The 26,214-nt window shown below is 61.5% G+C and carries 19 protein-coding genes; 11 read left to right on the top strand and 8 right to left on the bottom strand.

Going from position 1 to position 26,214, the window contains the following annotated elements; all coding sequences use genetic code 11:
- Positions 1–97: 97 nt before the first annotated feature.
- Complete coding sequence (locus tag VCJ09_RS20360; RefSeq protein ID WP_324731863.1) at positions 98–1,393, bottom strand: NCS2 family permease; 1,296 nt, start codon at positions 1,391–1,393, stop codon at positions 98–100.
- A gap of 319 nt (positions 1,394–1,712) precedes the next feature.
- Between VCJ09_RS20360 and VCJ09_RS20355 the strand changes: the two genes are divergently transcribed.
- Positions 1,713–2,267, top strand: a complete 555-nt coding sequence (locus tag VCJ09_RS20355; protein WP_324731862.1) for a DJ-1 family glyoxalase III — start codon at positions 1,713–1,715, stop codon at positions 2,265–2,267.
- A gap of 224 nt (positions 2,268–2,491) precedes the next feature.
- Here the strand turns inward: VCJ09_RS20355 and VCJ09_RS20350 are convergent, their stop codons facing one another.
- Complete coding sequence (locus VCJ09_RS20350; RefSeq protein WP_324731861.1) at positions 2,492–3,742, bottom strand: MFS transporter; 1,251 nt, start codon at positions 3,740–3,742, stop codon at positions 2,492–2,494.
- Positions 3,743–4,031: 289 nt separating this feature from the next.
- On the opposite strand from VCJ09_RS20350, the gene VCJ09_RS20345 reads away from it, so the two are divergent.
- From VCJ09_RS20345 to VCJ09_RS20335, 3 genes are read left to right on the top strand one after another with little or no spacing between them, the layout of a single operon-like run.
- A complete protein-coding gene (locus VCJ09_RS20345; protein ID WP_324731860.1) occupies positions 4,032–5,465 on the top strand; it encodes a cytochrome ubiquinol oxidase subunit I in 1,434 nt (477 codons plus the stop codon).
- Positions 5,466–5,467: 2 nt separating this feature from the next.
- Positions 5,468–6,475 (top strand): cytochrome d ubiquinol oxidase subunit II, encoded by a 1,008-nt coding sequence (gene cydB, locus VCJ09_RS20340; protein WP_324731859.1) that lies wholly within the window; start codon positions 5,468–5,470, stop codon positions 6,473–6,475.
- A gap of 10 nt (positions 6,476–6,485) precedes the next feature.
- Positions 6,486–6,629 carry a DUF2474 domain-containing protein gene (locus VCJ09_RS20335; RefSeq protein ID WP_324731858.1) on the top strand — a complete coding sequence of 48 codons (144 nt, stop codon included), beginning with the start codon at positions 6,486–6,488 and terminating at the stop codon, positions 6,627–6,629.
- A 73-nt stretch (positions 6,630–6,702) separates the two neighbouring features.
- Here VCJ09_RS20335 and VCJ09_RS20330 read toward each other — a convergent pair whose 3' ends face one another.
- Complete coding sequence (locus VCJ09_RS20330; protein WP_324731857.1) at positions 6,703–7,827, bottom strand: class I SAM-dependent methyltransferase; 1,125 nt, start codon at positions 7,825–7,827, stop codon at positions 6,703–6,705.
- Positions 7,828–7,902: 75 nt separating this feature from the next.
- Between VCJ09_RS20330 and VCJ09_RS20325 the strand changes: the two genes are divergently transcribed.
- On the top strand, positions 7,903–8,679 hold the full coding sequence (locus VCJ09_RS20325) for a ferredoxin--NADP reductase (protein ID WP_324731856.1): 777 nt from the start codon (positions 7,903–7,905) through the stop codon (positions 8,677–8,679).
- 130 nt (positions 8,680–8,809) lie between these two features.
- Here VCJ09_RS20325 and mscL read toward each other — a convergent pair whose 3' ends face one another.
- Both mscL and VCJ09_RS20315 read right to left on the bottom strand, forming a co-directional pair.
- Positions 8,810–9,223, bottom strand: coding sequence for a large-conductance mechanosensitive channel protein MscL (gene mscL, locus VCJ09_RS20320; protein WP_324731855.1), 414 nt, complete (start codon positions 9,221–9,223; stop codon positions 8,810–8,812).
- An 85-nt stretch (positions 9,224–9,308) separates the two neighbouring features.
- Positions 9,309–10,055: an EAL domain-containing protein gene (locus tag VCJ09_RS20315; protein ID WP_324731854.1), complete on the bottom strand. Its 747-nt coding sequence runs from the start codon at positions 10,053–10,055 to the stop codon at positions 9,309–9,311.
- 141 nt (positions 10,056–10,196) lie between these two features.
- On the opposite strand from VCJ09_RS20315, the gene VCJ09_RS20310 reads away from it, so the two are divergent.
- From VCJ09_RS20310 to radA, 3 genes are all read left to right on the top strand, one after another.
- On the top strand, positions 10,197–10,445 hold the full coding sequence (locus tag VCJ09_RS20310; RefSeq protein ID WP_324731853.1) for a YdcH family protein: 249 nt from the start codon (positions 10,197–10,199) through the stop codon (positions 10,443–10,445).
- A 66-nt stretch (positions 10,446–10,511) separates the two neighbouring features.
- On the top strand, positions 10,512–10,781 hold the full coding sequence (locus VCJ09_RS20305) for a YdcH family protein (protein ID WP_324731852.1): 270 nt from the start codon (positions 10,512–10,514) through the stop codon (positions 10,779–10,781).
- 66 nt (positions 10,782–10,847) lie between these two features.
- On the top strand, positions 10,848–12,212 hold the full coding sequence (gene radA / locus VCJ09_RS20300; protein ID WP_324731851.1) for a DNA repair protein RadA: 1,365 nt from the start codon (positions 10,848–10,850) through the stop codon (positions 12,210–12,212).
- Positions 12,213–12,385: 173 nt separating this feature from the next.
- Here radA and VCJ09_RS20295 read toward each other — a convergent pair whose 3' ends face one another.
- The 3 genes from VCJ09_RS20295 to VCJ09_RS20285 form a co-directional block, all read right to left on the bottom strand.
- Entirely contained in the window at positions 12,386–12,757 is a 372-nt protein-coding gene (locus tag VCJ09_RS20295; RefSeq protein ID WP_324731850.1) for a PilZ domain-containing protein, read from the bottom strand.
- A 203-nt stretch (positions 12,758–12,960) separates the two neighbouring features.
- Positions 12,961–14,217 carry a serine hydroxymethyltransferase gene (gene glyA / locus VCJ09_RS20290; protein WP_324731849.1) on the bottom strand — a complete coding sequence of 419 codons (1,257 nt, stop codon included), beginning with the start codon at positions 14,215–14,217 and terminating at the stop codon, positions 12,961–12,963.
- 412 nt (positions 14,218–14,629) lie between these two features.
- Complete coding sequence (locus VCJ09_RS20285) at positions 14,630–18,772, bottom strand: sensor domain-containing protein (protein WP_324734700.1); 4,143 nt, start codon at positions 18,770–18,772, stop codon at positions 14,630–14,632.
- A gap of 837 nt (positions 18,773–19,609) precedes the next feature.
- Here VCJ09_RS20285 and VCJ09_RS20280 point away from each other — a divergent pair.
- From VCJ09_RS20280 to VCJ09_RS20270, 3 genes are read left to right on the top strand one after another with little or no spacing between them, the layout of a single operon-like run.
- Positions 19,610–21,586, top strand: a complete 1,977-nt coding sequence (locus VCJ09_RS20280; RefSeq protein WP_324731848.1) for a type I restriction-modification system subunit M — start codon at positions 19,610–19,612, stop codon at positions 21,584–21,586.
- Complete coding sequence (locus VCJ09_RS20275) at positions 21,583–23,013, top strand: restriction endonuclease subunit S (RefSeq protein WP_324731847.1); 1,431 nt, start codon at positions 21,583–21,585, stop codon at positions 23,011–23,013. The genes VCJ09_RS20280 and VCJ09_RS20275 overlap by 4 nt, the downstream gene beginning before the upstream one ends.
- Positions 23,014–26,214, top strand: a complete 3,201-nt coding sequence (locus VCJ09_RS20270) for a type I restriction endonuclease subunit R (protein ID WP_324731846.1) — start codon at positions 23,014–23,016, stop codon at positions 26,212–26,214.

Genomic DNA, 26,214 nt, shown 5'->3' with positions numbered 1-26,214 from the left:
ACTCGTATGAATTACGGCACTTGTAGGAGCTGCGGGGGCGCCTAGCCTATGCCCGCGAAACATGATCGCGGCATGGCCCGCTCCTACGGGGTTGTCGTTAGGCGTTAAACCAGCCCAGCTTGATCACGAACAACACCGACAACACCAGCAACGCCGGGTTGAGGTCGCGCCAGCGTCCGGCCAGCAGCTTTACCACTGTCCAGCTGATGAAGCCGAAGGCGATGCCGTTGGCGATCGAGAAGGTCAGCGGCATGGCCAGTGCGGCCACCACCACCGGCGCGGCGACGGTTAGGTCGTCCCAGTCTATCTGGGCCAGGCTGCTCATCATTAATACGGCGACGAACAGCAGCGCCGGGGCGGTGGCGAAGGCCGGGATGGCCCCGGCCAGTGGGGCGAAGAACAGGCTGAGGAGGAACAGCAGGGCGACCACGCAGGCGGTCAGGCCAGTGCGGCCGCCGGCGCTGATGCCCGCCGCGGATTCGATGTAGCTGGTGGTGGTGCTGGTACCCAGCGCGGCGCCGGCCATGGTTGCGGTGCTGTCGGCCAGCAGGGCGCGGCCGAGCTTAGGCATCTTGCCATCCTTATCCAGCAGGTCGGCCTTCTGCGCGACCCCGATCAGGGTGCCGGAGGTGTCGAACAGGTCAACGAAGAGGAAGGCGAAGATCACGCTGAGCAGGCCGATGTCCAGGGCGCCGGCGATGTCCAGTTGCAGCAGGGTCGGTAGCAGCGACGGCGGCATCGATACCACGCCGTCGAGCTGTGAAAAGCCGAAGGCCACGGACAGGCCGGTGACCAGCAGGATGCCGATCATCACCGCGCCGGTGACCTTGCGGTAGGCCAGGGCGGCGATCACGAAGAAACCCAGGCAGGCCAGCAGTACGCTGCCTTGGCTCATGTCGCCGAGGCCGACCAGGGTGGCGGGATTGTCTACCACGATGCCGGCGTTCTTCAGCGCGATGATCGCCAGGAACAAGCCGATGCCGGCGGCAATCCCGGCGCGCAGGGCCATGGGAATGCTGTTGATGATCCACTCGCGGATCCTGAAGATCGACAGCAGGAAGAAAATCACCCCGGAGAGAAACACCGCGCCCAGCGCCACCTGCCAGGTGTGGCCCATGGTCAGCACCACGGTGTAGGTGAAGAAGGCGTTGAGGCCCATGCCCGGCGCCAGGGCAATCGGGTAATTGGCCACCAGGCCCATGATCGCCGAGCCGATGGCGGCGGCCAGGCAAGTGGCGACGAATACCGCGCCCTTGTCCATGCCGGTTTCGGCCAGAATATTGGGGTTGACGAAGAGGATGTAGGCCATGGTCAGGAAGGTGGTGAGGCCGGCCAGCAGCTCGGTGCGTACCGTGGTGTGATGCGCTTTGAGGTGGAAGATTCGTTCCAGCATGCAGGGCTCCCTATGGCGTAAGAGGTTGTAAACATGTCGAGCGCCGTCGCGAGGCTTTCTCCAGGCGTTCGCGGCAAGGCGCACTGCGTGAACTAAATAGCCCCGTTCTTCACGTGGCGCAACGTCGACGGCGGGCGCATAGAGGCGGCAGCCGGCGAGAGTGTTTCTTCGCGCCTTCAATGTGCAGACCGAAAGCAAAGCACATGCGCATGATTTTGCTGGCGATCTGGAAAAAGGCGCGCATCATAACAGCTCGTCCGCATGCGGTGCAGGCATGGCCCTGTGGACGCTTTTCGTTGGGTTTTTCGAGGAGGCAAACATGACTTCACGTGCCCTTATCACCATTGCCGATGGCGTCGAAGACATCGAATGCGTGACCCTGATCGACGTGCTGCGCCGCTCCGAGGTCGAGGTGGTGGTCGCCAGCATCGAAGGCCGGCGCATGATCACCTGCGCCCGCGGCACCCGTTTGACTGCCGACACCATGCTGGTCGACGTCCTGGCCCAGGAGTTCGACCTGATCGTACTGCCCGGCGGCATGCCCGGTGCGCAACGCCTGGCCGAGCATGAACCGCTGGCCGAACGGGTGCGCCAGCAGGCCAAGGCCGGCAAATGGTTCGCCGGGATCTGTGCGGCGCCAGCGGTGGCCTTGCAGGCGTTCGGTGTACTCAAGCAGCGGCAGATGACCTGCTACCCGAGCTTCAGCGAGCGCCTCAGCGGTTGCACCTTCATCGACCAGTCGGTGGTGGTCGACGGTAACTGCATCACCAGTCAGGGCCCGGGCACCGCGCTCGAGTTCGCCCTGACCCTGGTCGAGCAACTGCGCGGCAAAGGCACGCGCAAGCAGGTGGCCGAGGCGATGCTGGTGCATTGAGAGCCATGCCTTTCAAGGTCATTGATCAATGACAGTGTTGCGGCGCAAGCGGCCAGCGATCGAATCGTAGGGTGGGTTAGCGGCGCAGGTAAAGATCGTTAATTCGACACCGTGTTTGCGCGCCGCGTAACCCACCAAGCAGTAGTCCGAGGCGCGGCCATGGTGGGTTACGGCGCAACATGAACGGAGGTGACTGCCAGGCCGGAACAAGCGCCTAACCCACCCTACGGTTCTGGCGCAGAACCTGCGCTTTCGTCGCGTGGTTCGCTCAGGTGATCGCGCTGCGCCAGAGCGGGGAAGAGTTTGATCCAGGCGCCGGTGACCAGCAGGGCACCGACGCCGCCGATCAGCACCGCCGGCACGGTGCCGAACCAGGCTGCGCTGACCCCGGCACGGAACTCGCCGAGCTGGTTCGACGCGCCGATGAACAGGCCATTCACCGCGCCGACCCGGCCGCGCATTTCGTCTGGCGTTTGCAGTTGCACGAAGGCGCCACGGATGACCATGCTGACCATGTCCGCCGCGCCCAGCACCACCAGCGTCGCCAGGCTGAACCACAGTGAGGTGGACAGGCCAAAGCCGATGGTCGCCACGCCGAAGATCGCCACCGAGGTGAAGATCACCGGGCCGACCCGGCGCTCGATGGGGAAGTGCGCCAGCCACAGCGACATCAGCAGCGCGCCCACCGCTGGCGCCGAACGCAGCAAGCCGAGGCCCCAGGGGCCGGTGAGCAGGATGTCCTTGGCAAATACCGGCAGTAGCGCAGTGGCGCCGCCGAGCAGCACCGCGAACATGTCCATGGAGATCGCGCCGAACACTGCGGGGCGGCTGCGAATAAAGCGAAAGCCGGCCAGCAGCGACTCCAGCGAAGCCTTCTGTTTCAGCGGCAACTGGCGCGACGGCAGGCTGAGCATCAGGCTCAGAGCGCCGATATAGAGTACTGCGGCGGGACCGTAGACCCAGCCCGCATCCACCGCATAGAGCAGGCCACCGAGCGCCGGCGCGACTATGGTCGCGGTCTGCATCGCCGAAGCGGAGGCGGCTACGGCGGCGGGAAACAGCGCCGGTGGCACTATGTTGGGCAGCAGCGCCTGGGTGGTCGGCATCTCGAAGGCGCGGGCGCTGCCGAGCAGAAAGGCGATCAGGAAAATCATCTCGCGGGTGAGGCCGCCGGCGCTGCTGCCAAGCAGCAGGGCCAGGGCGGTCAGGCCCTGGGCGCCCTGGCACAACGCGGCGACCTTGCGCCGGTCGAAGCGATCCGCCACATGGCCGGTGAGGAGGATGAACAGTATCCGCGGGAGAAACTCGACCAGGCCGACCAGGCCCAGGTCGAGTACGTTGCCGGTCAGCGTGTACATCTGCCAGCCGATGGCCACGGTGAGCATCTGGAAACCGCTGGCGGTGCCGACCCGCGCCAGCCAGAAGGCGATGAAGGGGCGCTGGTGACGCAGGAGTAGCTTGGCGTGGACGCTCATGATTTATTTAGATAGCTAACTACTGAAGGGGCGCCAGCCTAGCATGGCAGGTGTGTTGGGCGAGCGGCGTGCGCGACAAATAACCACAGCGGCAAGCGTCGGGCGAGGCGTTACTCTCTAGCCAATACTTGATTCAGATCAACGTTTGGGTTGGGTTTTACTGAGGCTACCTTGGCCCAGTACGCAGTGTCACCCCGTAATGACAAGAACAATCGCACCCTTTTGCGTTCCCATATCGATAGGAGCGCGCACACGGCTGTGCCCCGATTAACCTGAGTGAGGATGCTCCATGTTCGGCATAGAGGCTCTCGACCTGGCGCGAATCCAGTTCGGTTTCACTATTTCCTTCCATATCATTTTTCCGGCCATCACCATTGGCCTGGCCAGCTATCTGGCGGTATTGGAAGGCTTGTGGCTGAAGACCAGGCAAGAGGTCTACCGCGATCTGTACCACTTCTGGTCGAAAATATTCGCCGTCAACTTCGGTATGGGCGTGGTCTCCGGCCTGGTCATGGCCTATCAGTTCGGCACCAACTGGAGCGCCTTCTCGGACTTCGCCGGGGCGGTCACCGGGCCGCTGCTGACCTATGAAGTGCTCACCGCGTTCTTCCTCGAGGCGGGTTTTCTCGGCGTCATGTTGTTCGGCTGGCAGCGCGTCGGTCCCGGTCTGCACTTTTTCTCCACCCTGATGGTTGCCATCGGCACCTTGATCTCGACCTTCTGGATCCTCGCCTCCAACAGCTGGATGCACACCCCCCAGGGCTTCGAGATCATCGACGGGCGGGTGATTCCGGTGGACTGGTTCGCCGTGGTGTTCAATCCGTCCTTCCCCTATCGACTGGCCCATATGGCCACGGCGGCGTTCCTGGCCACGGCGTTTTTCGTCGGTGCTTCGGCGGCCTGGCATCTGCTGCGCGACCGGGATAATCCGGCGCTGCGCAAGATGTTGTCGATGGCCATGTGGATGGCCCTGCTGGTCGCGCCGATCCAGGCGGTGATTGGCGACCTGCATGGCCTCAACACCCTCAAGTACCAGCCGGCGAAGATCGCCGCGATCGAGGGCCACTGGGAAAACCACGGTGATGAGCCGACTCCGCTGATCCTGTTCGGCTGGCCGGACATGGACGCCGAAGAAACCCGCTTCAAGCTGGAAATTCCGGCGCTCGGCAGCCTGATCCTGACCCACAGCCTGGACCAGCAAGTGCCGGCACTGAAAGAGTTCGCCAAGGAGGATCGGCCCAACGCGACCGTGGTGTTCTGGACCTTCAGGGTAATGGTCGGGATCGGCATGCTGATGATCCTCACCGGCCTCTGGAGCCTGTGGCTGCGCGCCCGTAGTCGCCTCTTCCAGTCGCGGGCGTTCCTCCATCTGGTGGTGTGGATGGGGCCTTCGGGGCTCATCGCCTTGCTCGCCGGTTGGTACACCACCGAGATCGGTCGCCAGCCGTGGATTATCCAGGGGCTGATGCGCACCGCCGATGCTTCCTCTGGGCATAGCTTCGCGCAGATGAGCCTGACCCTGGCATTGTTCGTGGTGGTGTATTTCGCCCTGTTCGGCGCCGGGCTCGGTTACATGATGCGCCTGGTGCGCAAGGGGCCGGTCACCGGCGAAGGCCAGCAAGCTATCGAAGGCGGGCCTGGGCAGCCGCGCACGCCATCACGTCCGTTGTCCGCCGCGGATGAGGGGCTGGACGACAACGACACCCTGAGTGGAAGGAGTTGAATATGGGCATCGATCTTTCGCTGATCTGGGCTGTGATCATCGCCTTCGGCGTGATGATGTATGTGGTCATGGACGGTTTCGACTTAGGCCTAGGCATCCTCTTTCCCTTCGTCAAAAGCGAAGGCGAGCGCGATGTGATGATGAACACCGTGGCGCCGGTCTGGGACGGCAACGAAACCTGGCTGGTGCTCGGCGGTGCGGCGCTGTTCGGCGCCTTCCCGCTGGCCTATGCGGTGGTCTTGAGCGCGCTCTACCTGCCACTGATCTTCATGTTGCTGGGGCTGATTTTTCGCGGCGTGGCCTTCGAGTTTCGCTTCAAGGCCAAGGCGCACAAGCGCCATCTGTGGGACAAGGCCTTCATCGGTGGCTCGCTGACCGCGACCTTCTTCCAGGGCGTGGCCCTGGGCGCTTATATCGACGGCTTCGAGGTGGTGGACAGGGTCTATGTCGGCGGGTCGCTCGATTGGCTGACGCCGTTCTCGCTGTTCTGCGGGCTGGCGCTGATCGCCGCCTACGCCTTGCTCGGCTGCACCTGGTTGATCATGAAAACCGAAGGCCGCTTGCAGCAGCAGATGCACGACCTGGCGCGGCCGCTGGTGTTCGTGGTGCTGGCGGTGACCGGCATGGTCAGCCTGTGGACGCCGCTGGCGCACGCCGAGATCGCCGCGCGCTGGTTCAGCCTGCCGAATCTGTTCTGGTTCATCCCGGTGCCCTTGCTGGTGCTGCTGTGCACCTGGGCGCTGCTGCGTGCGGTGGCTAACAACGCCCACTATTCGCCGTTCCTGCTGACCCTGGCGTTGATCTTCCTTGGCTACAGCGGCCTGGGCATCAGCCTGTGGCCGAACATCATCCCGCCGTCGATCAGCATCTGGCAGGCCGCCGCGCCGCCACAGAGCCAGGGCTTCATCCTGGTCGGCGCGCTGTTCATCATCCCCTTTATCCTGATGTACACCGCCTGGAGCTACTACGTGTTCCGCGGCAAGGTGACCGAGGAAGACGGCTATCACTGAGGAGCCCGCGATGCCGAATACGCAGGAGAAGAAACCGCTCTGGCAGCGCCTCGGCTGGCTGCTGGCGATCTGGGTCGCCAGCGTGCTGGCCCTGGGACTGGTGGCCGGGTTGTTGCGCCTGTTTATGAGCGCAGCGGGGATGGGTACGCCCTGATCGCAGCCGATGTGCGAGGTTCTCGTAGATACCGTCTTGCCCCTCAGCGGGCAAGACGGTATCTACGTTGCGGTCATTTGATCGCTTTCAGCACCACGAACTTCGGCGTCGCCGCCACCTGCTCGACGCCGCGGAACAGGCGCTTGAGCTTGGCGTGGTAGCCCAGGTGACGGTTGCCGACTATCCATAGCTCGCCGCCTGTGACCAGCGCGGCGCGGGCTTGCTGGAACATGCGCCAGGCGAGGAAGTCGCCAACCACCTGTTGCTGGTGGAACGGCGGGTTGCACAGCACCAGGTCCAGCGAGTCCGCCGTCTGCTCGGCCAGGCCGTCGCCGGCGCGAACCTCCACCGGACGTTCGCCCAGGGCCGCGCGCCAGTTCTCCCGCGCCGATTGCACCGCCATATAGGACTCGTCGACCAGGCACAGTTCCGCTTGCGGACTGCCCAGCGCATAGGCGATGCCCAGCACACCATTGCCACAGCCGAGATCCGCTACGCGCATGCGACTGAGGTGTTTGGGCAAATGGGGCAGGAAGGCGCGGGTGCCGATATCGAGGTCTTCGCGGCAAAACACATTGGCGTGGTTGAGCAGTTCGATGGCCGGCTTGTCCAGGCGATAGCGGCTCGGATAAGGCGACGCCGGAGCCGGTTTGTCGGTCGGTGTGGCCAATAACAGGCGTGCTTTCTTCACCGCCAGCGAGGCCTGTACCGGGCCGATATAACGCTCCAGCAGATCGCCCGCCGCGCGCGGCAGGTGTTTGACCATGGCGGCGGCGATCACCAGGGCGCCGGGCGCCAGTTGGCCGTGCAGGCGGATCAGTTGTTCTTCCAGCAGCGCCAGGGTCTTGGGGATGCGGATCACGACCCGGTCGAACGGACCCTGCGCCGTTGCGTTGGCTGGCACGAAGCTGACCGCGTCTGCCGGCAAGTGATTGCGCGCCAGGTTGGCCTGCAGACCCAGGTAGCCCAGGTGCGAGTCACCGCTGCTGGTGACCTGGGCCTGGCCGGCCAAATTGGCCGCCAGGGCGCCGAAGCTGTCGTTGAACAGCAGCACGCGCGCATCCGCGGGCAAGCCCTGCTCATGCAGGTGGTTGAGCAGGTACTCGTCGGCGGCATCGAAGGCCTGCAGGGGTTCGGCCTGCTGTTCGGGCTGGCGGATCAGGTCGAGCTGGGCAAAGGGCGTAACGAATATAGGCATATGGACTGCTGGTGTTTGTGGGCGGCGCTTTGCAGGACACTGTGGGTGTAACCCGAGCGCGAAAGGGAGTGAAGTATGACCGCCAGTGAAGACAAGTTCACCCGGCAGATATTGAGTGACGTGCATGTGTGGTCGCCGAGTCTGTTCAGCCTGCGTTGTTCGCGCGATTCCGGGTTCCGTTTCCGCGCCGGACAGTTCGCCCGGCTTGGCGTGCAGAAGGCCGACGGCACTATCGTCTGGCGTGCCTATTCGATGGTTTCGGCGCCGCATGACGATTTTCTCGAATTCTTCTCCATCGTCGTGCCCGGCGGCGAATTCACCTCCGAGTTGAGTCGCCTCAAGGCTGGCGACAGCTTGCTGGTGGACAAGCAGGCTTTCGGTTTTCTGACCCTCGACCGTTTTATCGATGGCCGCGATCTTTGGCTGCTGGCCAGCGGCACCGGCCTGGCGCCCTTTCTGTCGATTCTCCAGGACTTCGAGGTCTGGCAGCGGTTCGAGCGCATCGTCCTGGTCTACAGTGCGCGCACCGTCAGCGAACTGGCCTATCAACCGTTGATTCACGGACTCAAGGAGCTGGAACACCTTGCCGAGTACGGCGACAAGCTGACCTACCTGCCGTTGGTGACCCGCGAACAGGCGTCAGGCTGTCTGCCTGGGCGCATCACCACGCTACTGACCGACGGCGCCCTGGAGCACGCCGCCGACCTGGCCCTGAGCCCCGCGCACTCGCGATTGATGCTCTGTGGCAATCCGCAAATGATCGACGACACGCGCAAGCTCCTGAAACAGCGCGACTTGCAGTTGAGCCTGAACCGTCGGCCGGGCCAGGTGGCGGTCGAGAATTACTGGTGAGGATGAGGCGGCGCGGGACGCCGACCGATCAGGAGTGCAGCGCCAACCCGCCATCCGCAACCAATGCGGCACTGCCTGCGGCGAGTGACGGCCTACGGATTGCGGGTTGCTTCAAATCCGCCGATCCACCCTATTCCTTGCTTTGCTGGGTCTTGAGCAGGTCGCGAATCTCGGTCAGCAGGGTTTCTTCCGGGCTTGGCGCCGGCGGTAGGCTCGGGGCTACGGCTTCCTCGCGCTTGAGTCGATTGATCACCTTAACGGCCATGAAAATGGCGAGGGCTACGATCACAAAATCCAGCAGGGTCTGGATAAACTTGCCGTAGCTGAGGATCACTGCCGGCAGGTCGCCCTCGGCAGCCTTGAGGGTAATCGCCAGGTCGGAGAAATCGATGCCGCCGATCAGAAGGCCGATAGGCGGCATGACCACATCGCCGACGAAGGACGAGACAATCTTGCCGAAGGCCACGCCGATGATGATGCCCACGGCCATGTCGACCACATTGCCCTTGACGGCGAAGGCCTTGAATTCGCTGACGATACTCATGTGTCACCCCCTGATTTAGTTGATGTGCAGAGTGTAATGCAGTGCGCCGCACTTGCCAGACGAGCGCTCAGCGTTGGTGAAAAACTCAGTAGGGAAAGCGTACGTCGGGCAGGGTCTCGAAACCCGGCTTGGCGAACAGGTAACCCTGAAACAGTTCCACCCCCATGTCGCGCAGCGCATCGAGTTCGCCAGTGCTTTCAATGCCTTCGGCGATCACGCGGATATTCAGCTTGCGGCACATCTGCAGGGTTGCCTCGACCAGGATCTGCCGCACGCTGTCCTGGTCGATGTTGCGGATCAGCGCCATGTCCAATTTGATCAGGTCGGGCTGGAAGTCGGCCAGCAGGTTGAGGCCGGCATAGCCCGCACCGAAGTCGTCGATGGCAGTCATGAAGCCCTGCTTGCGGTAGGCCCTGAGGATATTGGTGAGGTGAGCGATATCCAGCACCTGCTCCTGCTCGGTGACCTCGAAGATGATCCGCTCGAGCGGAAAATTGCAGCGCCGAGCCGCTTCCAGGGTGGCGCGGATACAGGTTTCCGCGCGGTACACGGCGTTCGGCATGAAATTGATCGAAACCATGGCCGGCACTCTCAACTTAGCCGCCCATTCCACCGCCTTGATCCGGCAGCTTTGGTCGAAGGCATAGCGGTTGTCGGTATTGACCCGGGCTAGCAGGCTGCCGGCCGACTCCCCCGTGACGCCGCGCACCAGGGCCTCGTGGGCAAATATTTCTTGTTTGGCCAGGTCGAGAATCGGCTGGAAGGCCATGGTAATGGGGAACTCCAGCTTTTCCCCGTCTCGGCAGGCGGAACAGTTTGAAGGCGTGTTCATGGGCATTATCTCGTGTGGGGCACGCCAACCAAGCTAAGCAATAAATGCCGCGCGTGTTCTGCAAGTTCGCCAGTGGTCTAGGATATCGGTGTGAGGCATCGGGCTGAACTAGTCTGATACATACATTCGGAGGGTGCCGCCATGCCATTGCAATATCATCCACTCAGCCGCGAGTTTCCACAGTTTGAACCGCAAATGCGCGCCTTGTTGCAGGTTGACGGTCATTTCGCCCGTATGGCCGAGGAGTACGAGCAGCTGGATAAACGTATCTATGAGGTGCTAGGTGGCCGGGTGGCAATGGACGAGTTGCAGCTACAGGGCCTGAAAATGCAGAGGGTTGTCCTCAAGGACGAAATCGAAACCTTGCTGCGCAACGGTGCGGCGGGTTGATCCGGGTCAAGGGGCGAGCCGGAGCAGGGGCATATGCTGAATCCAGTCTTTCCTTGGAGTATCAGCATGCATATCGAACATCACCCCTTGATTCATGATTTCCCCGAACTACGTGCCGAGTTGCACGATTTGCGTCAGGCCGACCCGGACTTCTCACGTCTGGCCGATGAATACGAGACGCTGGATAAGCGTATTTGCCGCGTCGAAGAGGGTATCGAGCTGCTGGCCGATGATGCCTTGGCCGTGTTGAAGCGCGAACGTGTTGACCTCAAAGATCAGGTGGCCAAGCGCCTCGCTCCCCCTGCCGCTCAGTGCTGCGGTTGCTGCAAGGGCTGATCCGGCTTCCCGATTGACTGCTGGTAAAGGCTATGATGCGGGCTTTCGTTTGAGGGAGTCCGCTCCATGGCCAAGGCCAAGCGCATGTACGGCTGCACCGAGTGTGGCGCCACCTTTCCCAAGTGGGCCGGGCAATGCGGCGAATGCAGCACTTGGAACACCCTGACCGAAACCATGATCGAAGCCCATGCGGTTGCGCCCAGCGGACGCAGCGGCTGGACGGGGCAGCAGACGCAGCTGAAAACCCTGGCAGAAGTCAGTGTCGAGGAAATGCCGCGTTTTTCCACCGCATCAGGCGAACTGGATCGGGTGCTCGGTGGCGGCCTGGTAGACGGCTCGGTGGTGCTGATCGGCGGTGATCCAGGGATCGGCAAGTCGACCATCCTGTTGCAGACCCTGTGCAATATCGCCACGCGCTTTCCCGCGCTCTATGTCACTGGTGAGGAATCCCAGCAGCAGGTAGCCATGCGCGCCCGCCGCCTGGGCCTGCCGCAAGACAAACTTAAGGTGATGACCGAAACCTGCATCGAAAGCATCATCGCCACCGCGCGGCTGGAAAAGCCCAAGGTCATGGTGATCGACTCGATCCAGACCATCTTCACCGAGCAATTGCAGTCGGCCCCCGGCGGCGTGTCCCAGGTGCGCGAGAGTGCGGCCTTGCTGGTGCGATACGCCAAGCAGAGCGGCACGGCGATCTTCCTGGTCGGTCACGTGACCAAGGATGGCTCGCTGGCTGGTCCGCGAGTGCTCGAACACATGGTCGATACCGTGCTGTATTTCGAGGGCGAGTCCGATGGCCGCCTGCGCCTGCTGCGGGCGGTGAAGAACCGCTTCGGTGCGATCAACGAGCTGGGTGTGTTCGGCATGACCGACAAGGGGCTCAAGGAAGTCACCAACCCGTCGGCGATCTTCCTTACCCGCGCCCAGGAAGAAGTGCCGGGCAGCGTGGTGATGGCCACCTGGGAAGGCACCCGGCCGATGCTGGTGGAGGTGCAGGCGCTGGTCGACATCAGCCATATGGCCAACCCGCGGCGCGTCACCCTGGGCCTGGATCAGAACCGTCTGGCCATGCTACTGGCCGTGCTGCACCGCCACGGTGGCATCCCCACCCATGACCAGGACGTGTTCCTCAATGTGGTCGGCGGGGTCAAGGTGCTGGAAACAGCGTCCGACCTGGCGCTGATGGCGGCGGTGATCTCCAGCCTGCGCAACAAGCCGCTGGCCCATGATTTGCTGGTGTTCGGCGAGGTTGGCCTGTCCGGCGAGGTGCGCCCGGTACCGAGCGGTCAGGAGCGCCTGAAGGAAGCCGCCAAACACGGCTTCAAACGCGCCATCGTGCCCAAGGGCAATGCCCCCAAGGAGGCGCCGGCAGGGTTGCAGGTTATCGCGGTAACCCGTCTGGAACAGGCGCTTGATGCGTTGTTCGACTAAAACCGTGCGTAGGAGCCCGCTGCTGCGGTCCGGCGTCCCGACGATGATGGCCGAGTATCGCCAGTGTTGTCGCCCGTCTGGATTCATAGCGCCGGCGCCGGTGCAGTCCGGGATTGTTTCCCGGATTGTTCCGCGTTTCGCGGGTTATCCGGGATACGTGCTGGCTTACCCCCTCAGTCCCTTTCGCCCAGCGCCGCCAGTTCGCGCTCCAGCAGGGTTTCATCACCGAGGTTGAGCTCCACCAGGCGCCGCAGGTGGCTGATCGAATCGAGGTCGATATGCCGGCAGATGAAGCCGAGCAGCTCGCCATGGGTGCGGGTCAGGACCACTTCCATCTCCACGCGGGCGTCCTCGGCGAGCTGGATACTGGCGTTGAAGGGGTGATTGGGATCGCCATTCCACTGCTGCGGACGTTTGATCAGCAGCCCCTTGAGCGATACGTCATGCAGTTCGACAACCCAGCGGCGCTCCCCCTGAATGATCTCGGTGGGGGCGTCGAAGGCGATGCGCTGAAAGCGTCTACGCTCGTTGCTCGTGTCGCTCATACAAATAAACTCCTGCACGGTTTTGTCCACTATAGCCAAGGCCGGTGCGGCGGGCTTGGCTTTATGCGGCGCACTTGGGGGACACAAGGCCCAATGCCTGGTCGGGTGGTCTGAGTAATTGTCAGTCGGCAGCCATCCGGCGCTTGTTGCCAAGCCACTAAAAAGCCCGCCAAGTGGCGGGCTTTTTAGTGCTGCGCTTGAGCTTAGTTGCCGTAGACCGGGAACCTGGCGCAGAGCGCTTTGACTTGCTCGCGGATGCGCGCTTCGACCGAGTCGTCGCCCAGGTTGGCAAGGATCTCGCAGATCCAGCCGGCCAGTTGGCGGCACTCGTCTTCCTTGAAACCGCGGGTGGTCACGGCCGGGGTGCCGATGCGCAGGCCCGAGGTGACGAAGGGCGAGCGCGGGTCGTTGGGCACGCTGTTCTTGTTCACCGTGATGAAGGCGCGACCCAGGGCGGCGTCGGCGTCTTTACCGGTGATGTCCTGCTTGATCAGGCTAAGCAGGAACAGGTGGTTCTCGGTGCCGCCGGAGACCACGTCATAGCCGTTGTCGATAAACACGCTGGCCATGGTCTGGGCGTTCTTCACCACTTGCTGCTGGTAGGCCTTGAACTCGGGTTGCAGGGCCTCCTTGAAACACACTGCCTTGGCCGCGATCACGTGCTCCAGCGGGCCGCCCTGGCCGCCTGGGAACACGGCTGAGTTGAATTTCTTCTCCAGCGCTTCGTTGGCGCGGGCCAGGATTAGGCCGCCGCGCGGGCCGCGCAGGGTCTTGTGGGTGGTGGTGGTGACCACGTCGGCGAACGGCAGCGGATTCGGGTACACACCAGCGGCAACCAGACCGGCGACGTGAGCCATGTCGACGAACAGGTAGGCCCCGACCTTGTCGGCGATGGCGCGGAAACGTGGGAAATCCAGGACCTGGGAGTAGGCGGAGAAGCCGGCGATGATCATCTTCGGCTGGTGCTCGACGGCCAGGCGCTCGACTTCGTCGTAGTCGATCAGGCCGGAAACGTTGTCGATGCCGTACTGCACGGCATGATAGATCTTGCCGGAGAAGCTGACGCTGGCGCCGTGGGTCAGGTGGCCGCCATGCGCCAGGCTCATGCCCAGTACGGTGTCGCCCGGGTTGAGCAGGGCCATGTACACGGCGGCGTTGGCCTGGCTGCCGGAGTGCGGCTGGACGTTGGCGTAATCGGCGCCGAACAGCTGCTTGGCCCGGTCGATGGCCAGCTGCTCGACCACATCGACGTATTCGCAGCCACCGTAGTAACGCTTGCCCGGGTAGCCTTCGGCGTACTTGTTGGTCAGCACCGAACCCTGGGCTTCCATCACCGCTGGGCTGCAGTAGTTTTCCGAGGCGATCAGCTCGATATGTTCTTCCTGGCGCTGGGCTTCTTGCTCCATCGTGGCAAACAGTTCGGCGTCAAAACGAGCAAGATTCAAATCACGGCTGAACATGGCAAATCCTCTGAGAAAATCGGCTGGGCGGTAGAAAGAGGGGGCAAATTCTACCCCATCTCGGTTAAGCAGGGGTATGCAGCGCCGTCATGTGGCAGACAAGTAGGGTTCATTTTGCGGGCTGCCCAAGCTGGTAGGTTGGGTCGGGCCGCGTGGGTTAGCGGTCGACCCGCTTATCCCGAGCAAACCTCGGCGGGTCGTCTCGTCGCCCAGATAAGTGCCAGCGCCATCCGGCGGGCTTGCCGCCCTACCTCCGAGCGCCCGATCTGGAGCAATCCGCGATCCGTAGGGTGTAGGCAGTGCACCGTGGTTCACCGGCACGGCACAAAACTGGCGGGTTGTCGCTGCGCTCCGAGGCCCTACGCACCGAGCGTCGCGCCGTCAGGGTCCGGTTCCCCCATTACCTCATTTGCTAGCCGAGCATAAACAGCGCGGCACCGCTGAACTGGGCGGCGAACTGGTGGGCGGGCATGGGTCGGCCGAGCAGGTAGCCTTGTACTTCATCGCAATCGTGGATGCGCAGGAAGTCCAGTTGCGCCTGGGTCTCCACGCCTTCGGCGATTACTGAAAGGTTCAGGCTGTGGGCCATGGCAATGATGGCGCGGGCAATTTGCGCGTCCTGTTCGCCATGCGGCAGGCCGTCGACGAAGCTGCGGTCGATCTTCAACACGTCGATGGGAAACTGCTTGAGGTAGTTGAGCGACGAGTAGCCGGTGCCGAAGTCGTCGATGGCGATGCACAGGCCAAGTCTTTTCAGGTCGTTGAGGGTGCGCAGGGCGCTCGCCACGTCCTGCATCAGGATGCTTTCGGTCAGTTCCAGCTCCACGCAAGCCGGGGCGACGCCGCTGTCTTCGAGTATCGTGGCGATGCGCTGAGCCAGTGCGCCCTCGCTGAACTGCCGGGCCGACAGGTTGACCGAGATCTTCGGCACCCGGATCTTTGCTGCGTGCCAGCTCTTCAGTTGGCGGCAGGACTCGGCCAGGACCCAGTCGCCGACTTGCACCACCAGACCAAGCTCTTCCAACACCGGGATAAAGTCATCCGGCGGCACCAGGCCGCGCACTGGATGCTGCCAGCGCAACAGGGCTTCGACGCCGGTCAGGCGTTGGCCGTTGCCGGAGAACTGCGGTTGGTAGTAAAGAATGAATTCCTGCTGTTCGAGGGCATGACGCAGGTCACTCTCCAGCTCCAGGCGTTCCAGGGCGCTGGCGTTCATTTCCGCTTGATAGAACTGGAAGTTGTTTTTGCCGTGTTCCTTGGCGTGGTACATCGCCGTGTCGGCGTTCTTCATCAGCTGGCTGAGCTCGTTGCCGTCCTGTGGGCTGAGGGCGATGCCAATGCTGGCGGTGACGAAGAATTCGCGGCCTTCAAGCACGAACGGCTGAGCCAGGCTGGCAAGAATCTGCTCGGCAACATGAATCGCCCGGTTCAGTGCACCTTCGCGAGTGGCGCACGACTGCAGCAGCAGGGTGAATTCGTCGCCGCCCATGCGTGCCACGGTGTCGTCGCTGTCTACGCAGGCCTCCAGGCGCACGGCGACGTCCTTGAGCATGCGGTCGCCGGCGGCGTGGCCGAGGGAATCGTTGATCGGCTTGAAACGGTCGAGGTCGAGGAACATCAGTACCACCCATTCCTGATGCCGTTCGCCGTGTTGCAGGGCGGTGTGCAGGCGATCCTGGAACAGCGTGCGGTTGGGCAGCAGGGTCAGGGCGTCGTAGTAGGCCAGGCGATGGATGCGCTGTTCGCTGGCCTTGCGCTCGCTGATGTCGCTGAAGAAGCACACGTAACTGACCAGGTCGCCCTCTTCGTCGTGTACGGCGGTGATCCCAACCCAGGCCGGGAAACTCTCGCCGTCGCGACGCTTGAGCCAGATTTCACCTTCCCAGCTACCGCGCTGATGGAGTTGGTTGAGAACATAATTCAGGTGACTGGCCTGTTGGCGGTCGGCAGTGAGCATGCCCGGCAACTGGTCGAGAACCTGGGCCGAGGAATAACCGCTGACTCGACTGAAGGCCTTGTTGACCTGGACGATGTAGCCGGCCGGGTCGGTGACCAGGATCGCCGCGGTGGAATGTTCGAATACCGTGGCGGCCATGCGCAGCTCTTTTTCCGCACGGCGCTGCTGGCTGATGTCGCGGCCCACACCGAGCAGGCCTTCGAAATGACTGTTCTCATCCCACATCGGCACCAGGCGCAACTCGACCGGAATTTTCCGTCCATCGGCGCGCAGGCAGTCGAAGACGAACAGTTGCGGCTGGAACTGCTCGCGTAACGCGATCATGCGCAGGGGGCTACCGAGCGCTCCGTGTATCCGCTCGAGCAATATCGACAGGCCGGCCAATTGCTGGGGGTTGGCAGCCAGGCTGTCGAAGCTGTTGGCCAGAATCCATTCTGGTGGATGGCCGAGCACCGGTTCCACCGAGGGGCTGACGTAGTTGAGGTGCAGGTTGCTGTCGGTGGAAAAAATCACATCGCTGGTGCTCTCGGCCAGCAGCCGGTAACGCTGCTCGCTGTTGCGCAGCGATTCGCTGCTTTCGATCTGCTCGGTGACGTCTTTGGCCACCCCGATCAGGCGGCTGACACGGCCGCTGGCATCGCGGGCCAGGGCCTGCTCGCGGATGCTGAACCAGCGCCAGGTGCCGTTGCGATGGCGCCAGCGCAGCTGGGATTCGAGCAGCACACCGTCGCCGATTACCTGCTGCAGGTTGCGGATGCGCCAGTAATAGTCGCTGTCGTCCGGGTGCAGGATGTGCTCCAAGAAGTGCTCGCCCAGGGCTTTCAGCTCAAACGTGCTGTAGCCCAGTTGCAGGCCCAGGTGGTGGTTGCTGAACAGCACGCTTTTGCTCAGCAGGTCGTGCACGTAGAGGGTGTCCGGTACCGCGCGCACCACATCCGCCCAGAAACGTTCGCGCTCGATCAGCGACAGCTCGATGCGTTTGCGACTGGTAATGTCGCTGATGCTCAGGGTTACTGCATTCAGTTCTTGCGCGCTTTCCGGCAGGCGCAGCAGCAGCCACAGGTGACGCTCGTGGCCTTGCGGGGTGCTGATCTGGCATTCCAGTTCGAGCTGGCCGGCACCCTCGAGCAGGGCCGTGAGCAGTTGCACGCGGAAGCCCTCGGGGCGCAGCGGGCCGCTGTCGATCAGGTGCTGCCAGGCGTGTTCGACGGAGTCGACGCCGAGCAGGCGCAGGGCGACCTGGTTGGCCTCGGTGAAACGCAGCAGGTGCAGCAGCTCGGCATGCCGCTGCGGGTGGGCGAGCAGCCAGCGCCTCAGACTCGCACCGTCATGTATCTGTTGCTGTTGCAGGTACTCCGGTAGCGCGGCCAGGTCCAGGACGCAGAGCGCGGTGCCGGTGCCTTCGAAGATATCCTGGTAGCGTCGGCGGGTTTCCTGCAACACGCGGGTGGCATGCTGTTGCTCGGTGACGTCGCGCAACACCCAGACGAAGCCCAGGCGCTTGGCCGGCTCAGCGAGGTCGCTGCGGCTTATCGCGAACAGGCGGAGCATGCCATCCTGCTGGATCTCGACCAAGTCGGCGGCAGGGTTGTTAGGCAAGGCGCCGTCGTGCAGGCGCAGCGGATCGAGGCGTGGCAGCAGTTGCAGCAGGTGCCAGTTATGCGCGTCGGTGCTGCGTAAACCGAACAATTCCTCGGCCTGGGAGTTGAGGTAACTCAGCTGGCCATTGCTGTCGGTGACCAGCACGCGTTCCTCGATAGCCCCCAGCGCACTGGCCGCCTGGCGCAGCGAGCGGCGCGAGGCCGTATTGAGTTCATGCAGGCTGCGCTGTTCGCGCAGCAGGCGGTACAGGGCGAGCAGAGTTAGCACGACGCAGAGGGTGAATAGCAGGAGTTTGCTGGTCAGCGCGGGTAACAATTGGGCGCGGGCACTGCGTTCGTCGAACAGGGCGCGCAGTTGCCAGTCGCTGCCGTTGAGCGGCGCCAGGAGAATGCTCTGTTGCCGATCGGCAGCGCTTATCGGCGCCACGCTCGCGTTGTCGGTGGCCGAGTCGGCCTGCTGGCTGGCAAGCGTAAGTTGCGCCTGGTGGTCTTCCAGTTGCCAGCGATAGGGGCTCTGGTGGTGTTGATACATCCAGTTGCGCAATGCTTCGGCGGTCAGACGCAAGACCCAGTAACCGCTCGGGCTGCCACCCTCGTTCTGACGCAGCAGCAGGTAGATCAGCCCGCCATCGCGGGTGTTGAACGCATAGTGATAAGCCGAGCCGTTGCTGCGCTGGATCAGGCCAGCCAGGTATTGCGGGTCATCCGCCAGGGCTTGGGTATCTGTCTGGATATCGCCGCGCGGGCCGATCCAGGCCAGACTGTGCAGGCTGCTAAAGGCTCCTTGCAGGCTGCGCAGCAGGTTCTCGTCGATCTCGCCTGGGCCTGGCGCGGCGGTGTTTTGTTGCAGCATCACCATGCCGGCCTGAGCCTTCAGCTCCATGCTCAGGCTGATGTTATTGGCCAGTTGCACGTTGAATGCATGGTTGAGTTGGCGCTGGTTGTCGAGTAAATGCTGCGACTCCAGCTGCAGTTGCCACAGCAGCAACGCCAGCATGCCCAGCACCAGCGCGACCAGAGCACCCTTGATGGAACTGCGCCGGGGAGGCGTCAATGGTTCGTCTGGTGCGTGGGGTAACGGCGGTGATGGGTGGCTTGGCACTTGATAACGATCCTGCAATTACGGCTGGATGAAAGCAGGGCGTGTCCATGTCTTCATGCAATACGGGCGCGCGCGAGGGCCGCTAGCATGCCATAACCGTGGCGAAGTGCCAGTGGCGCCGACCAGCGTCGTTTGCCCTGCACGGCGCATTCCGGTAGCTTTGCCGCACGCGCGCGGGAGCTTTTATCGGCGTTTTCGACAAGCCAGGTGGTGTGTGGTACCGGGTGTATAGCCTGGCAGAAGTCGTCACCTATGCCCTGCGTTTGTTGCGCGACAAACCGCTGCCATTTTCAGTTTTCTGTCTTAGAACCAAGGTTATTCATGGCCCAATTTAAAGATCTGCCCTATTAGCTTTTAGTCACGTTTTACGATCTGCAGTCGAGCCCTCATGGCCGCTGGCTCTCCAGTCTCCCCAGTATGTTTTTCCTCGAAATCCTGTCTCAGCCCATGGATTTTAGTTAGCTTTTGCTAATTTTGGGTCAAATTTAGGCTCCAAAACTTAACTTTTTAGAAGTGTTCCTGTGATCGCTTCTTGCCAGGTATCGCCCGCAGATTTCCTGTTATTAGGTAGCAAATAAAGTTCCTCTTATATTAAGAGGCTCATTACTTCTCAGGGCATCCACAAGCCTGGCTTCCGCGACGCTATAGAGAAAATTCTAGCGGTGCAGGTGAAGTGATGACGGACGTCTAGGTTAGACTCGCCGTTTTGCGCTTATTTTAAGGAGCTCCCGCGTGAACACGGAAAATCATTCCCAGACGGCCGCCTTTCTGTGGTCGATTGCCGATCTGCTACGCGGTGACTTCAAGCAGTCCCAGTACGGCCGCATCATCCTGCCGTTCACCCTTTTACGCCGTATGGAGTGCGTGCTCGCGCCGACCAAGGATGAAGTGATCAAGCAGACCTTCGCCCAGGAAGGCCGGCCCGATACCGTGCGCGAGATGATTCTGCTACGCGCCGCCAACCAGCAGTTCTTCAACGCATCAAAGCTGAACCTCGGCAGCCTGTCCGACACCCAGACCGCCGCCGACCTGATGAGCTATGTGCAGGCGTTCAGCAAGGATGCCCGCGAGATTTTCGAGCACTTTCACTTTGAAGATTTCGTTCAGCAGCTGGAAACCGCCAACCTGCTGTATCAAGTGGTGCAGCGCTTCGCCGCCACGGACCTGAGCCCCGAGTTCATCAGCAACTTCGGCATGGGCATCATCTTCGAAGAGCTGATCCGCAAGTTCGCGGAAAGCTCCAACGAAACCGCCGGGGAGCACTTCACCCCGCGCGACATCGTGCACCTCACCACCTCGCTGGTGATCACCGATCAGGACCACAAGCTCGCGCCCAACAGCATCGTCACCATCTATGACCCAACCGCCGGCACCGGTGGCTTTCTGTCTGAGGGTGATGAGTACATCCAGTCCATCAGCGAAAAGGTCAGCGTGTCGCTGCACGGCCAGGAGCTGAACCCCGAGTCCTACGCCATCTGCAAGGCGGACATGCTGATCAAGGGCCAGGACGTGGCCAGCATCAAGCTCGGCAACACCCTGTCCAACGACCAACTGGCCGACAAGCGCTTCGACTTTATGCTAAGCAACCCGCCGTTTGGCGTGGAATGGAAGAAGGTGCAGAAGCAGATCACCGACGAGCACAGCCACAAAGGCTTCGACGGCCGCTTCGGGCCCGGCCTGCCGCGCGTGTCCGACGGTTCGCTGCTGTTCCTCCTGCACCTGGTCAGCAAGATGCGTGACCCGCGCGACGGTGGCTCGCGCATCGGCATCATCCTCAATGGCTCGCCGCTGTTTACCGGCGGCGCGGGTTCGGGTGAGTCGGAGATTCGCCGCTACCTGCTGCAGAACGATCTGGTCGAAGCCATCGTCGCGTTGCCCACCGACATGTTCTACAACACCGGCATCGCCACCTATGTGTGGATACTTTCCAACCACAAGGCCGCCGCGCGCCAGGGCAAGGTGCAGTTGATCGACGGCAGCCAGCACTACGCCAAAATGCGCAAGTCGCTGGGCAGCAAGCGCCAGTACATCACCGAGGATCAAATCAGTGAGCTGGTGCGCCTGTATGGCAGCTTTGAGCAAACCGCGCAGAGCAAAATCTTCCCCATCGACGCCTTCGGCTACCGCCGTATCACCGTCGAACGCCCGCTGCGCCTGAACTTCCAAACCAGCGCCGAGCGCATCGCTAAGGTGCTGGAAGAAAAGGCCCTGCAGAAACTCGACAGCGCCGCCCAGCAGCAACTTATGGCCGCCCTGCAAGCGATGGACGCCAGCGTGCTGCAGCGCAACCGCGAGCAGTTCAGCAAGCTGCTGAAAAAAGCCCTCAGCGCGCACAGCGTCAGCCTCAGCGCGCCGGAGCAAAAAGCCCTGATGAGCGCCCTGAGCGAGCGCGACCCCGAGGCGGATATTTGCACCACCAAGGGTCAGCCAGAAGCCGATGCTGGTCTGCGTGATAACGAGAACGTGCCGCTGGGCGAATCGGTGTACGACTACTTCCAGCGCGAAGTAATCCCCCACGTACCGGATGCCTGGATCGATGAGAGCAAGACCGATGCGCAGGATGGCGAGGTCGGCATTGTCGGCTTCGAGATTCCCTTTAACCGCCACTTCTACGTGTTCCAGCCGCCGCGCCCGCTGGCCGCTATTGATAGCGACCTGAAAGCCTGCACCGACCGTATCAAGCAGATGATCGAAGGATTGTCGGCATGACAAATTTGTCGGGAGCAAATTTGAACAATGGCGCAGCCGTTGGCCCGCAGGGTGAGGGCAGGGAAAGCCCGAGTACGTTTCCAGCGTATCCGGCTTACAAAGATTCGGGTGTGGAGTGGCTGGGGGATGTCCCGGAGCATTGGGCTCTGCATAAGCTTAAATACATTGCTCGATTTTCAGGCGGAGGCACACCAAGTAGAGAAAATTTAGCCTACTGGAATGGCGATATTCCATGGGTGTCTCCAAAAGACATGAAGGTCGAAGTAATCGTCGGCACTGAAGAAAATATTACTATCGAGGGTTTGCAAAACAGCACCACTTCACTGGTATCGCCTGGGGGTATTCTCATTGTTGTGCGTTCAGGCATCTTGAAACACACAATTCCAGTCGCAATCAACAATGTTGAAGTAGCCCTGAATCAAGACATGAAGGCTCTAAGGTTTAATCCGAAGTTAGCGCTCTTCGATTTCTTTTTTCGATGGGTTCAAGGGTTTAACAATGAGCTACTGCATGCATGGTTAAAGCAAGGTGCCACGGTTGAAAGTGTCGAGCAAGAATACCTTGCTGATACGATCGTCCCCATGCCTGGCATTGATGAGCAGAGGATGATTGTTGGTTTCCTCGACCACGAAACCGCCCGCATCGACGCGCTGATCGAAGAGCAGCAGCGTCTGATCGAGCTGCTCAAGGAAAAGCGCCAGGCTGTGATCTCCCACTCCGTCACCAAAGGCCTCGACGTCACGGTGCCGATGAAAGACTCCGGCGTGGAGTGGCTCGGCGAGGTGCCGGTGCATTGGGTGGTAAGCCGGGCGAAGCTTGTATCTGACATATTTGTGCCTCAGCGAAACAAGCCCGAACTCAACGATAGTGAAGGTATCGCGTGGGTAACGATGGAGGATATGAATGGCGGATATATCTCAGCTACGAATCTTAAAGTCACAGAGCTTGCTGCTGATGAGGCAGGCTCTAAAGTGCTCAAAAAAGGTGCTGTCATCGCAAGCTGCGTCGGCCGCTTCGGCATAGTTGCCATAAATGCTGTCGATGTTGTTATCAACCAACAGCTTCAAGCCTTTGAGCCTAGAAAAATTAAGGCTGAATACCTGAAAAACATCGTCTCGCTATCAAAAGAGTATTTTGAGCTGATTGGTACTGCGGCAACACTGGTTTATGTAAATCAGCAGGGCTTTGAAAATCTTCCAGTCTTGATCCCCTTTTACGGCGAGCAAGAGTCAATTTGTCTATATGTCGATGAGGCGAATGCTCGATTTGATGCATTGCTTTCGCAATCGTTCGAGTCGATACAGTTACTCCAAGAACGCCGCTCCGCCCTAATCTCCGCCGCCGTCACCGGCAAAATTGACGTGCGCGGCTGGCAGCCACCCGCCAGCGCGCAAGTCCCCGAATTAGAAGTAGCAGAGGCCGTATAAATGGCGGACAGCAAGGAAGCTCAGTTTCAACAAGACATCATCGACGCCCTAGCCGCTCAAGGCTGGCTGGTCGGCACGGCTAGCGGTTACGACCGCCGTACGGCGCTGTATACCGAGGATGTGCTGGGTTACTTCAAGGAAGCCTGGCCGGAGCGTTGGGACAAGTTCGCCAAGGCCAACCCGAATAACCCGGACGACGTACTGGTGCAGAAACTGGTACGCGAGCTGGAGCAGAGCGGCACCCTGGATGTGCTGCGCCATGGCTTCAAGCATTTGGGGCAGCGGCTGGAGTTTTGCAGCTTCAAGCCAGACCACGGCATGAACCCGGATACCCTCAAACGCTACCAGTGCAATCGCCTGCGCGTGGTGCCGGAAGTGTCTTACTCGCCCCATGCACGTGATGCGGCTAGCGGCGGGCAGAGCTACAACCCACGGCTGGATCTGGTGCTGTTCGTCAACGGCATCCCCACCGCCACGCTGGAGCTGAAAAGCGAGTTCAAGCAGTCGGTGGAAAACGCCAAGCGCCAGTACCGTCAAGACCGCCCGGTAAAAGACCCGCTGACGCGCAAGCCCGAGCCGCTGCTGACCTTTAAGCGCGGCGCGTTGGTGCACTTTGCAGTGGGCCAGAACGAGGTGGCGATGACCACCAAGCTGGCGGGTAAAGACACCTTCTTCCTGCCGTTTAACCTTGGCAGCGCGGAAGGCGGCGCGGGCAACCCGATGCCGGATGACGACAGCCAGTACGCCACCAGCTACCTGTGGCAACGCCTGATGCAGCCGGATGCCTGGCTCAAGGTGCTGGGGCGCTTTTTGCACCTGGACAAGAAAACCAGCGAAGGCTTCGACGGCACGCCGGTGACCAAGGAGACGATGATCTTCCCGCGTTACCACCAGTGGGAAGTGGTCAACCAGCTGATCAACACCACCCGCGCCGAAGGGCCGGGCAAGCGTTACTTGATCCAGCACAGCGCCGGCTCGGGCAAGTCCAACTCCATTGCCTGGACCGCCCATCAACTGGCCTCGCTGTACGACGAGGCCGGCCAACGGCTGTTCAACTCGGTGATCGTGATTACCGATCGCACCGTGTTGGACAAGCAGCTGCAGGACACCATCTACCAGTTCGAGCATGCCCAGGGCGTGGTCAAGCAGATCAATCGTGAAACCAGCAGCCAGAGCAAGTCCGAGCAATTGGCCGAGGCGCTGTCTGAGCAGACGCGCATTATCATCGTCACCATCCAGACCTTCCCCGCGCTGTTCGATGCCCTGGACAAGTACCCGAAGCTGGCCAGCGGGCGCTATGCGGTGATCGCCGACGAGGCGCATTCCTCGCAAACCGGCTCGTCGGCCAGCAAGCTGAAACAGATTCTCGGCAGTGATGCACTTGATGCCGAGGAAGTCAGCGCCGAAGAGCTGCTCGACGCCGCCGTGCAGGCGCGCCAACCGAATGAGCGCATCAGCTACTACGCCTTTACCGCCACGCCCAAGGCCAAAACCCTGGAGCTGTTCGGTCGTCCGGCCGACCCGACGCTACCGGCCAGTGCCAGCAACAAGCCGGAGGCGTTTCACCTGTACTCCATGCGCCAGGCCATCGAAGAGGGTTTTATCCTCGACGTGCTGCGCAACTACACCACCTACAGCACCGCCTGGAAGATCGCCCACCCGGATGGCGAAGACGACGAGGTGGACAGCAAGAAAGCACGCATCAAACTGGCGCGCTGGGTGCGTTTGCACCCCTACAACATCAGCCAGAAGGTCGAGGTGATCGTCGAGCACTTCCGCGCCAATATCCGTGGCCTGCTCAATGGCCAGGCCAAGGCCATGGTGGTGACCAGCAGCCGTCAGGAGGCAGTGCGCTACCAGTTGGCGGTGAAGGCCTATGTGCAGCAGATGGGTTACAGCGATGTGCACCCGCTGGTGGCGTTTTCCGGCAGCGTGTTGCCGGATGAAGTGATCCCCGAAGAGGTCACGGAAAACAGCAACCTGCTCAACGCCGGCCTGAATGGCCGCGACCTGGCCGATGCCTTCGATACCCAGGACTTCAACGTGATGATCGCCGCCAACAAGTACCAGACCGGCTTCGATCAGCCCAAGCTCTGCGCCATGTACGTAGACAAGAAGCTGCAAGGCGTGGACTGCGTGCAAACCCTGTCGCGGTTGAACCGCACCTTCGGTGACAGCAAGGAAACCTTCATCCTCGACTTCTTCAACGAGCCGCAGGACATTCTCGACGCCTTCTTGCCGTACTACACCAAGGCCGAGCTGACCGATGTGACCGATCCGCAGATCATCTATGACCTGCAGAAGACGCTGGATGCTGAGGGGATTTATCACTGGCAGGAGGTTGAGGCGTTCGCCATAGCCTTCTTCGACCCCAAGGCGGCGGCCAGCAAGCTCAGCTACTACTGCACACCGGCCAAGGAGCGCTTTGCCAAGCGCTATGCCTTCTCGCTGGAGTCGCGCCAGCAGGCGCTGGATTACAAGCGCACCGCCGAAGCCAATGGTGACAGCGCCGGCCTGAAAAAAGCCGAGCATGCGCTGAAAGAGGCCGGTGAGCAGGTTGACCAGCTCGACCTGTTCCGCAAGAACCTGCAGAGCTTTGTGCGCCTGTACGAGTTTCTCTCGCAGATCGTACCGTATGAGGACCGCGAGCTAGAGCAGCTCTGTGTGTACGCCAAGCACCTGCACCCGCTGCTGCGCGTGGACCGCCTGCAACAAGACGACGTGGATGTGGGCGAGTTACAACTGAGCCACTACCGCCTGAGCAAGCGCGCCGAGCACCAACTGCGCCTGAGCGAGGAAGATGGCGACTACAGCCTCGACCCGGCCAGCGCGGTCGGCAGCGGCAAGCCCCATGACCCAGAGAAGAAGCGCCTGTCGGAAATCATCGAGGCGCTGAACGATATCTTCGGTGCCGAGGTGAGCGATGACGACCAGCTGCAATTCCTCACCGGCATCGCCCAGCGTATCAGCCGCCAGGAGGATGTGATGGCCCAGGTGAACAACCACTCGGTGGAACAAGTGATGCACGGCTTGTTCCCCAAGCGCGTGCTCGACACCGTGCTGGACGCCATGACCGACCACGAGAAACTGTCGCTTGAAGTGCTGGATAACGAGACCAAGAGCCGGGCGTTTGCGTTGGTGATTTTGAAGATGCTGAAGACGGCGGGGGAGCTGGGCGGGCCTGTTGGTGCAGGAATTTGA

It is taken from the genome of Pseudomonas paeninsulae (assembly GCF_035621475.1).
GTDB classification, from domain to species: Bacteria; Pseudomonadota; Gammaproteobacteria; order Pseudomonadales; family Pseudomonadaceae; genus Aquipseudomonas; species Aquipseudomonas paeninsulae.
Note: the sequence above shows the minus strand (reverse complement) of the source record. Positions and strands in the feature narration are given on the sequence as shown.

Coding starts and splice junctions, on each gene's coding strand:
- VCJ09_RS20270 (WP_324731846.1), top strand. CDS start 23,014: ATGGCGGACAGCAAGGAAGCTCAGTTTCAACAAGACATCATCGACGCC.
- VCJ09_RS20295 (WP_324731850.1), bottom strand. CDS start 12,757: ATGAGCGACACGAGCAACGAGCGTAGACGCTTTCAGCGCATCGCCTTC.
- VCJ09_RS20325 (WP_324731856.1), top strand. CDS start 7,903: ATGACCGCCAGTGAAGACAAGTTCACCCGGCAGATATTGAGTGACGTG.
- glyA (WP_324731849.1), bottom strand. CDS start 14,217: ATGTTCAGCCGTGATTTGAATCTTGCTCGTTTTGACGCCGAACTGTTT.
- VCJ09_RS20345 (WP_324731860.1), top strand. CDS start 4,032: ATGTTCGGCATAGAGGCTCTCGACCTGGCGCGAATCCAGTTCGGTTTC.
- VCJ09_RS20335 (WP_324731858.1), top strand. CDS start 6,486: ATGCCGAATACGCAGGAGAAGAAACCGCTCTGGCAGCGCCTCGGCTGG.
- VCJ09_RS20360 (WP_324731863.1), bottom strand. CDS start 1,393: ATGCTGGAACGAATCTTCCACCTCAAAGCGCATCACACCACGGTACGC.
- VCJ09_RS20285 (WP_324734700.1), bottom strand. CDS start 18,772: ATGCTGGCGTTGCTGCTGTGGCAACTGCAGCTGGAGTCGCAGCATTTA.
- VCJ09_RS20305 (WP_324731852.1), top strand. CDS start 10,512: ATGCATATCGAACATCACCCCTTGATTCATGATTTCCCCGAACTACGT.
- cydB (WP_324731859.1), top strand. CDS start 5,468: ATGGGCATCGATCTTTCGCTGATCTGGGCTGTGATCATCGCCTTCGGC.
- VCJ09_RS20330 (WP_324731857.1), bottom strand. CDS start 7,827: ATGCCTATATTCGTTACGCCCTTTGCCCAGCTCGACCTGATCCGCCAG.
- VCJ09_RS20350 (WP_324731861.1), bottom strand. CDS start 3,742: ATGAGCGTCCACGCCAAGCTACTCCTGCGTCACCAGCGCCCCTTCATC.
- VCJ09_RS20355 (WP_324731862.1), top strand. CDS start 1,713: ATGACTTCACGTGCCCTTATCACCATTGCCGATGGCGTCGAAGACATC.
- VCJ09_RS20310 (WP_324731853.1), top strand. CDS start 10,197: ATGCCATTGCAATATCATCCACTCAGCCGCGAGTTTCCACAGTTTGAA.
- radA (WP_324731851.1), top strand. CDS start 10,848: ATGGCCAAGGCCAAGCGCATGTACGGCTGCACCGAGTGTGGCGCCACC.
- VCJ09_RS20315 (WP_324731854.1), bottom strand. CDS start 10,055: ATGAACACGCCTTCAAACTGTTCCGCCTGCCGAGACGGGGAAAAGCTG.
- mscL (WP_324731855.1), bottom strand. CDS start 9,223: ATGAGTATCGTCAGCGAATTCAAGGCCTTCGCCGTCAAGGGCAATGTG.
- VCJ09_RS20275 (WP_324731847.1), top strand. CDS start 21,583: ATGACAAATTTGTCGGGAGCAAATTTGAACAATGGCGCAGCCGTTGGC.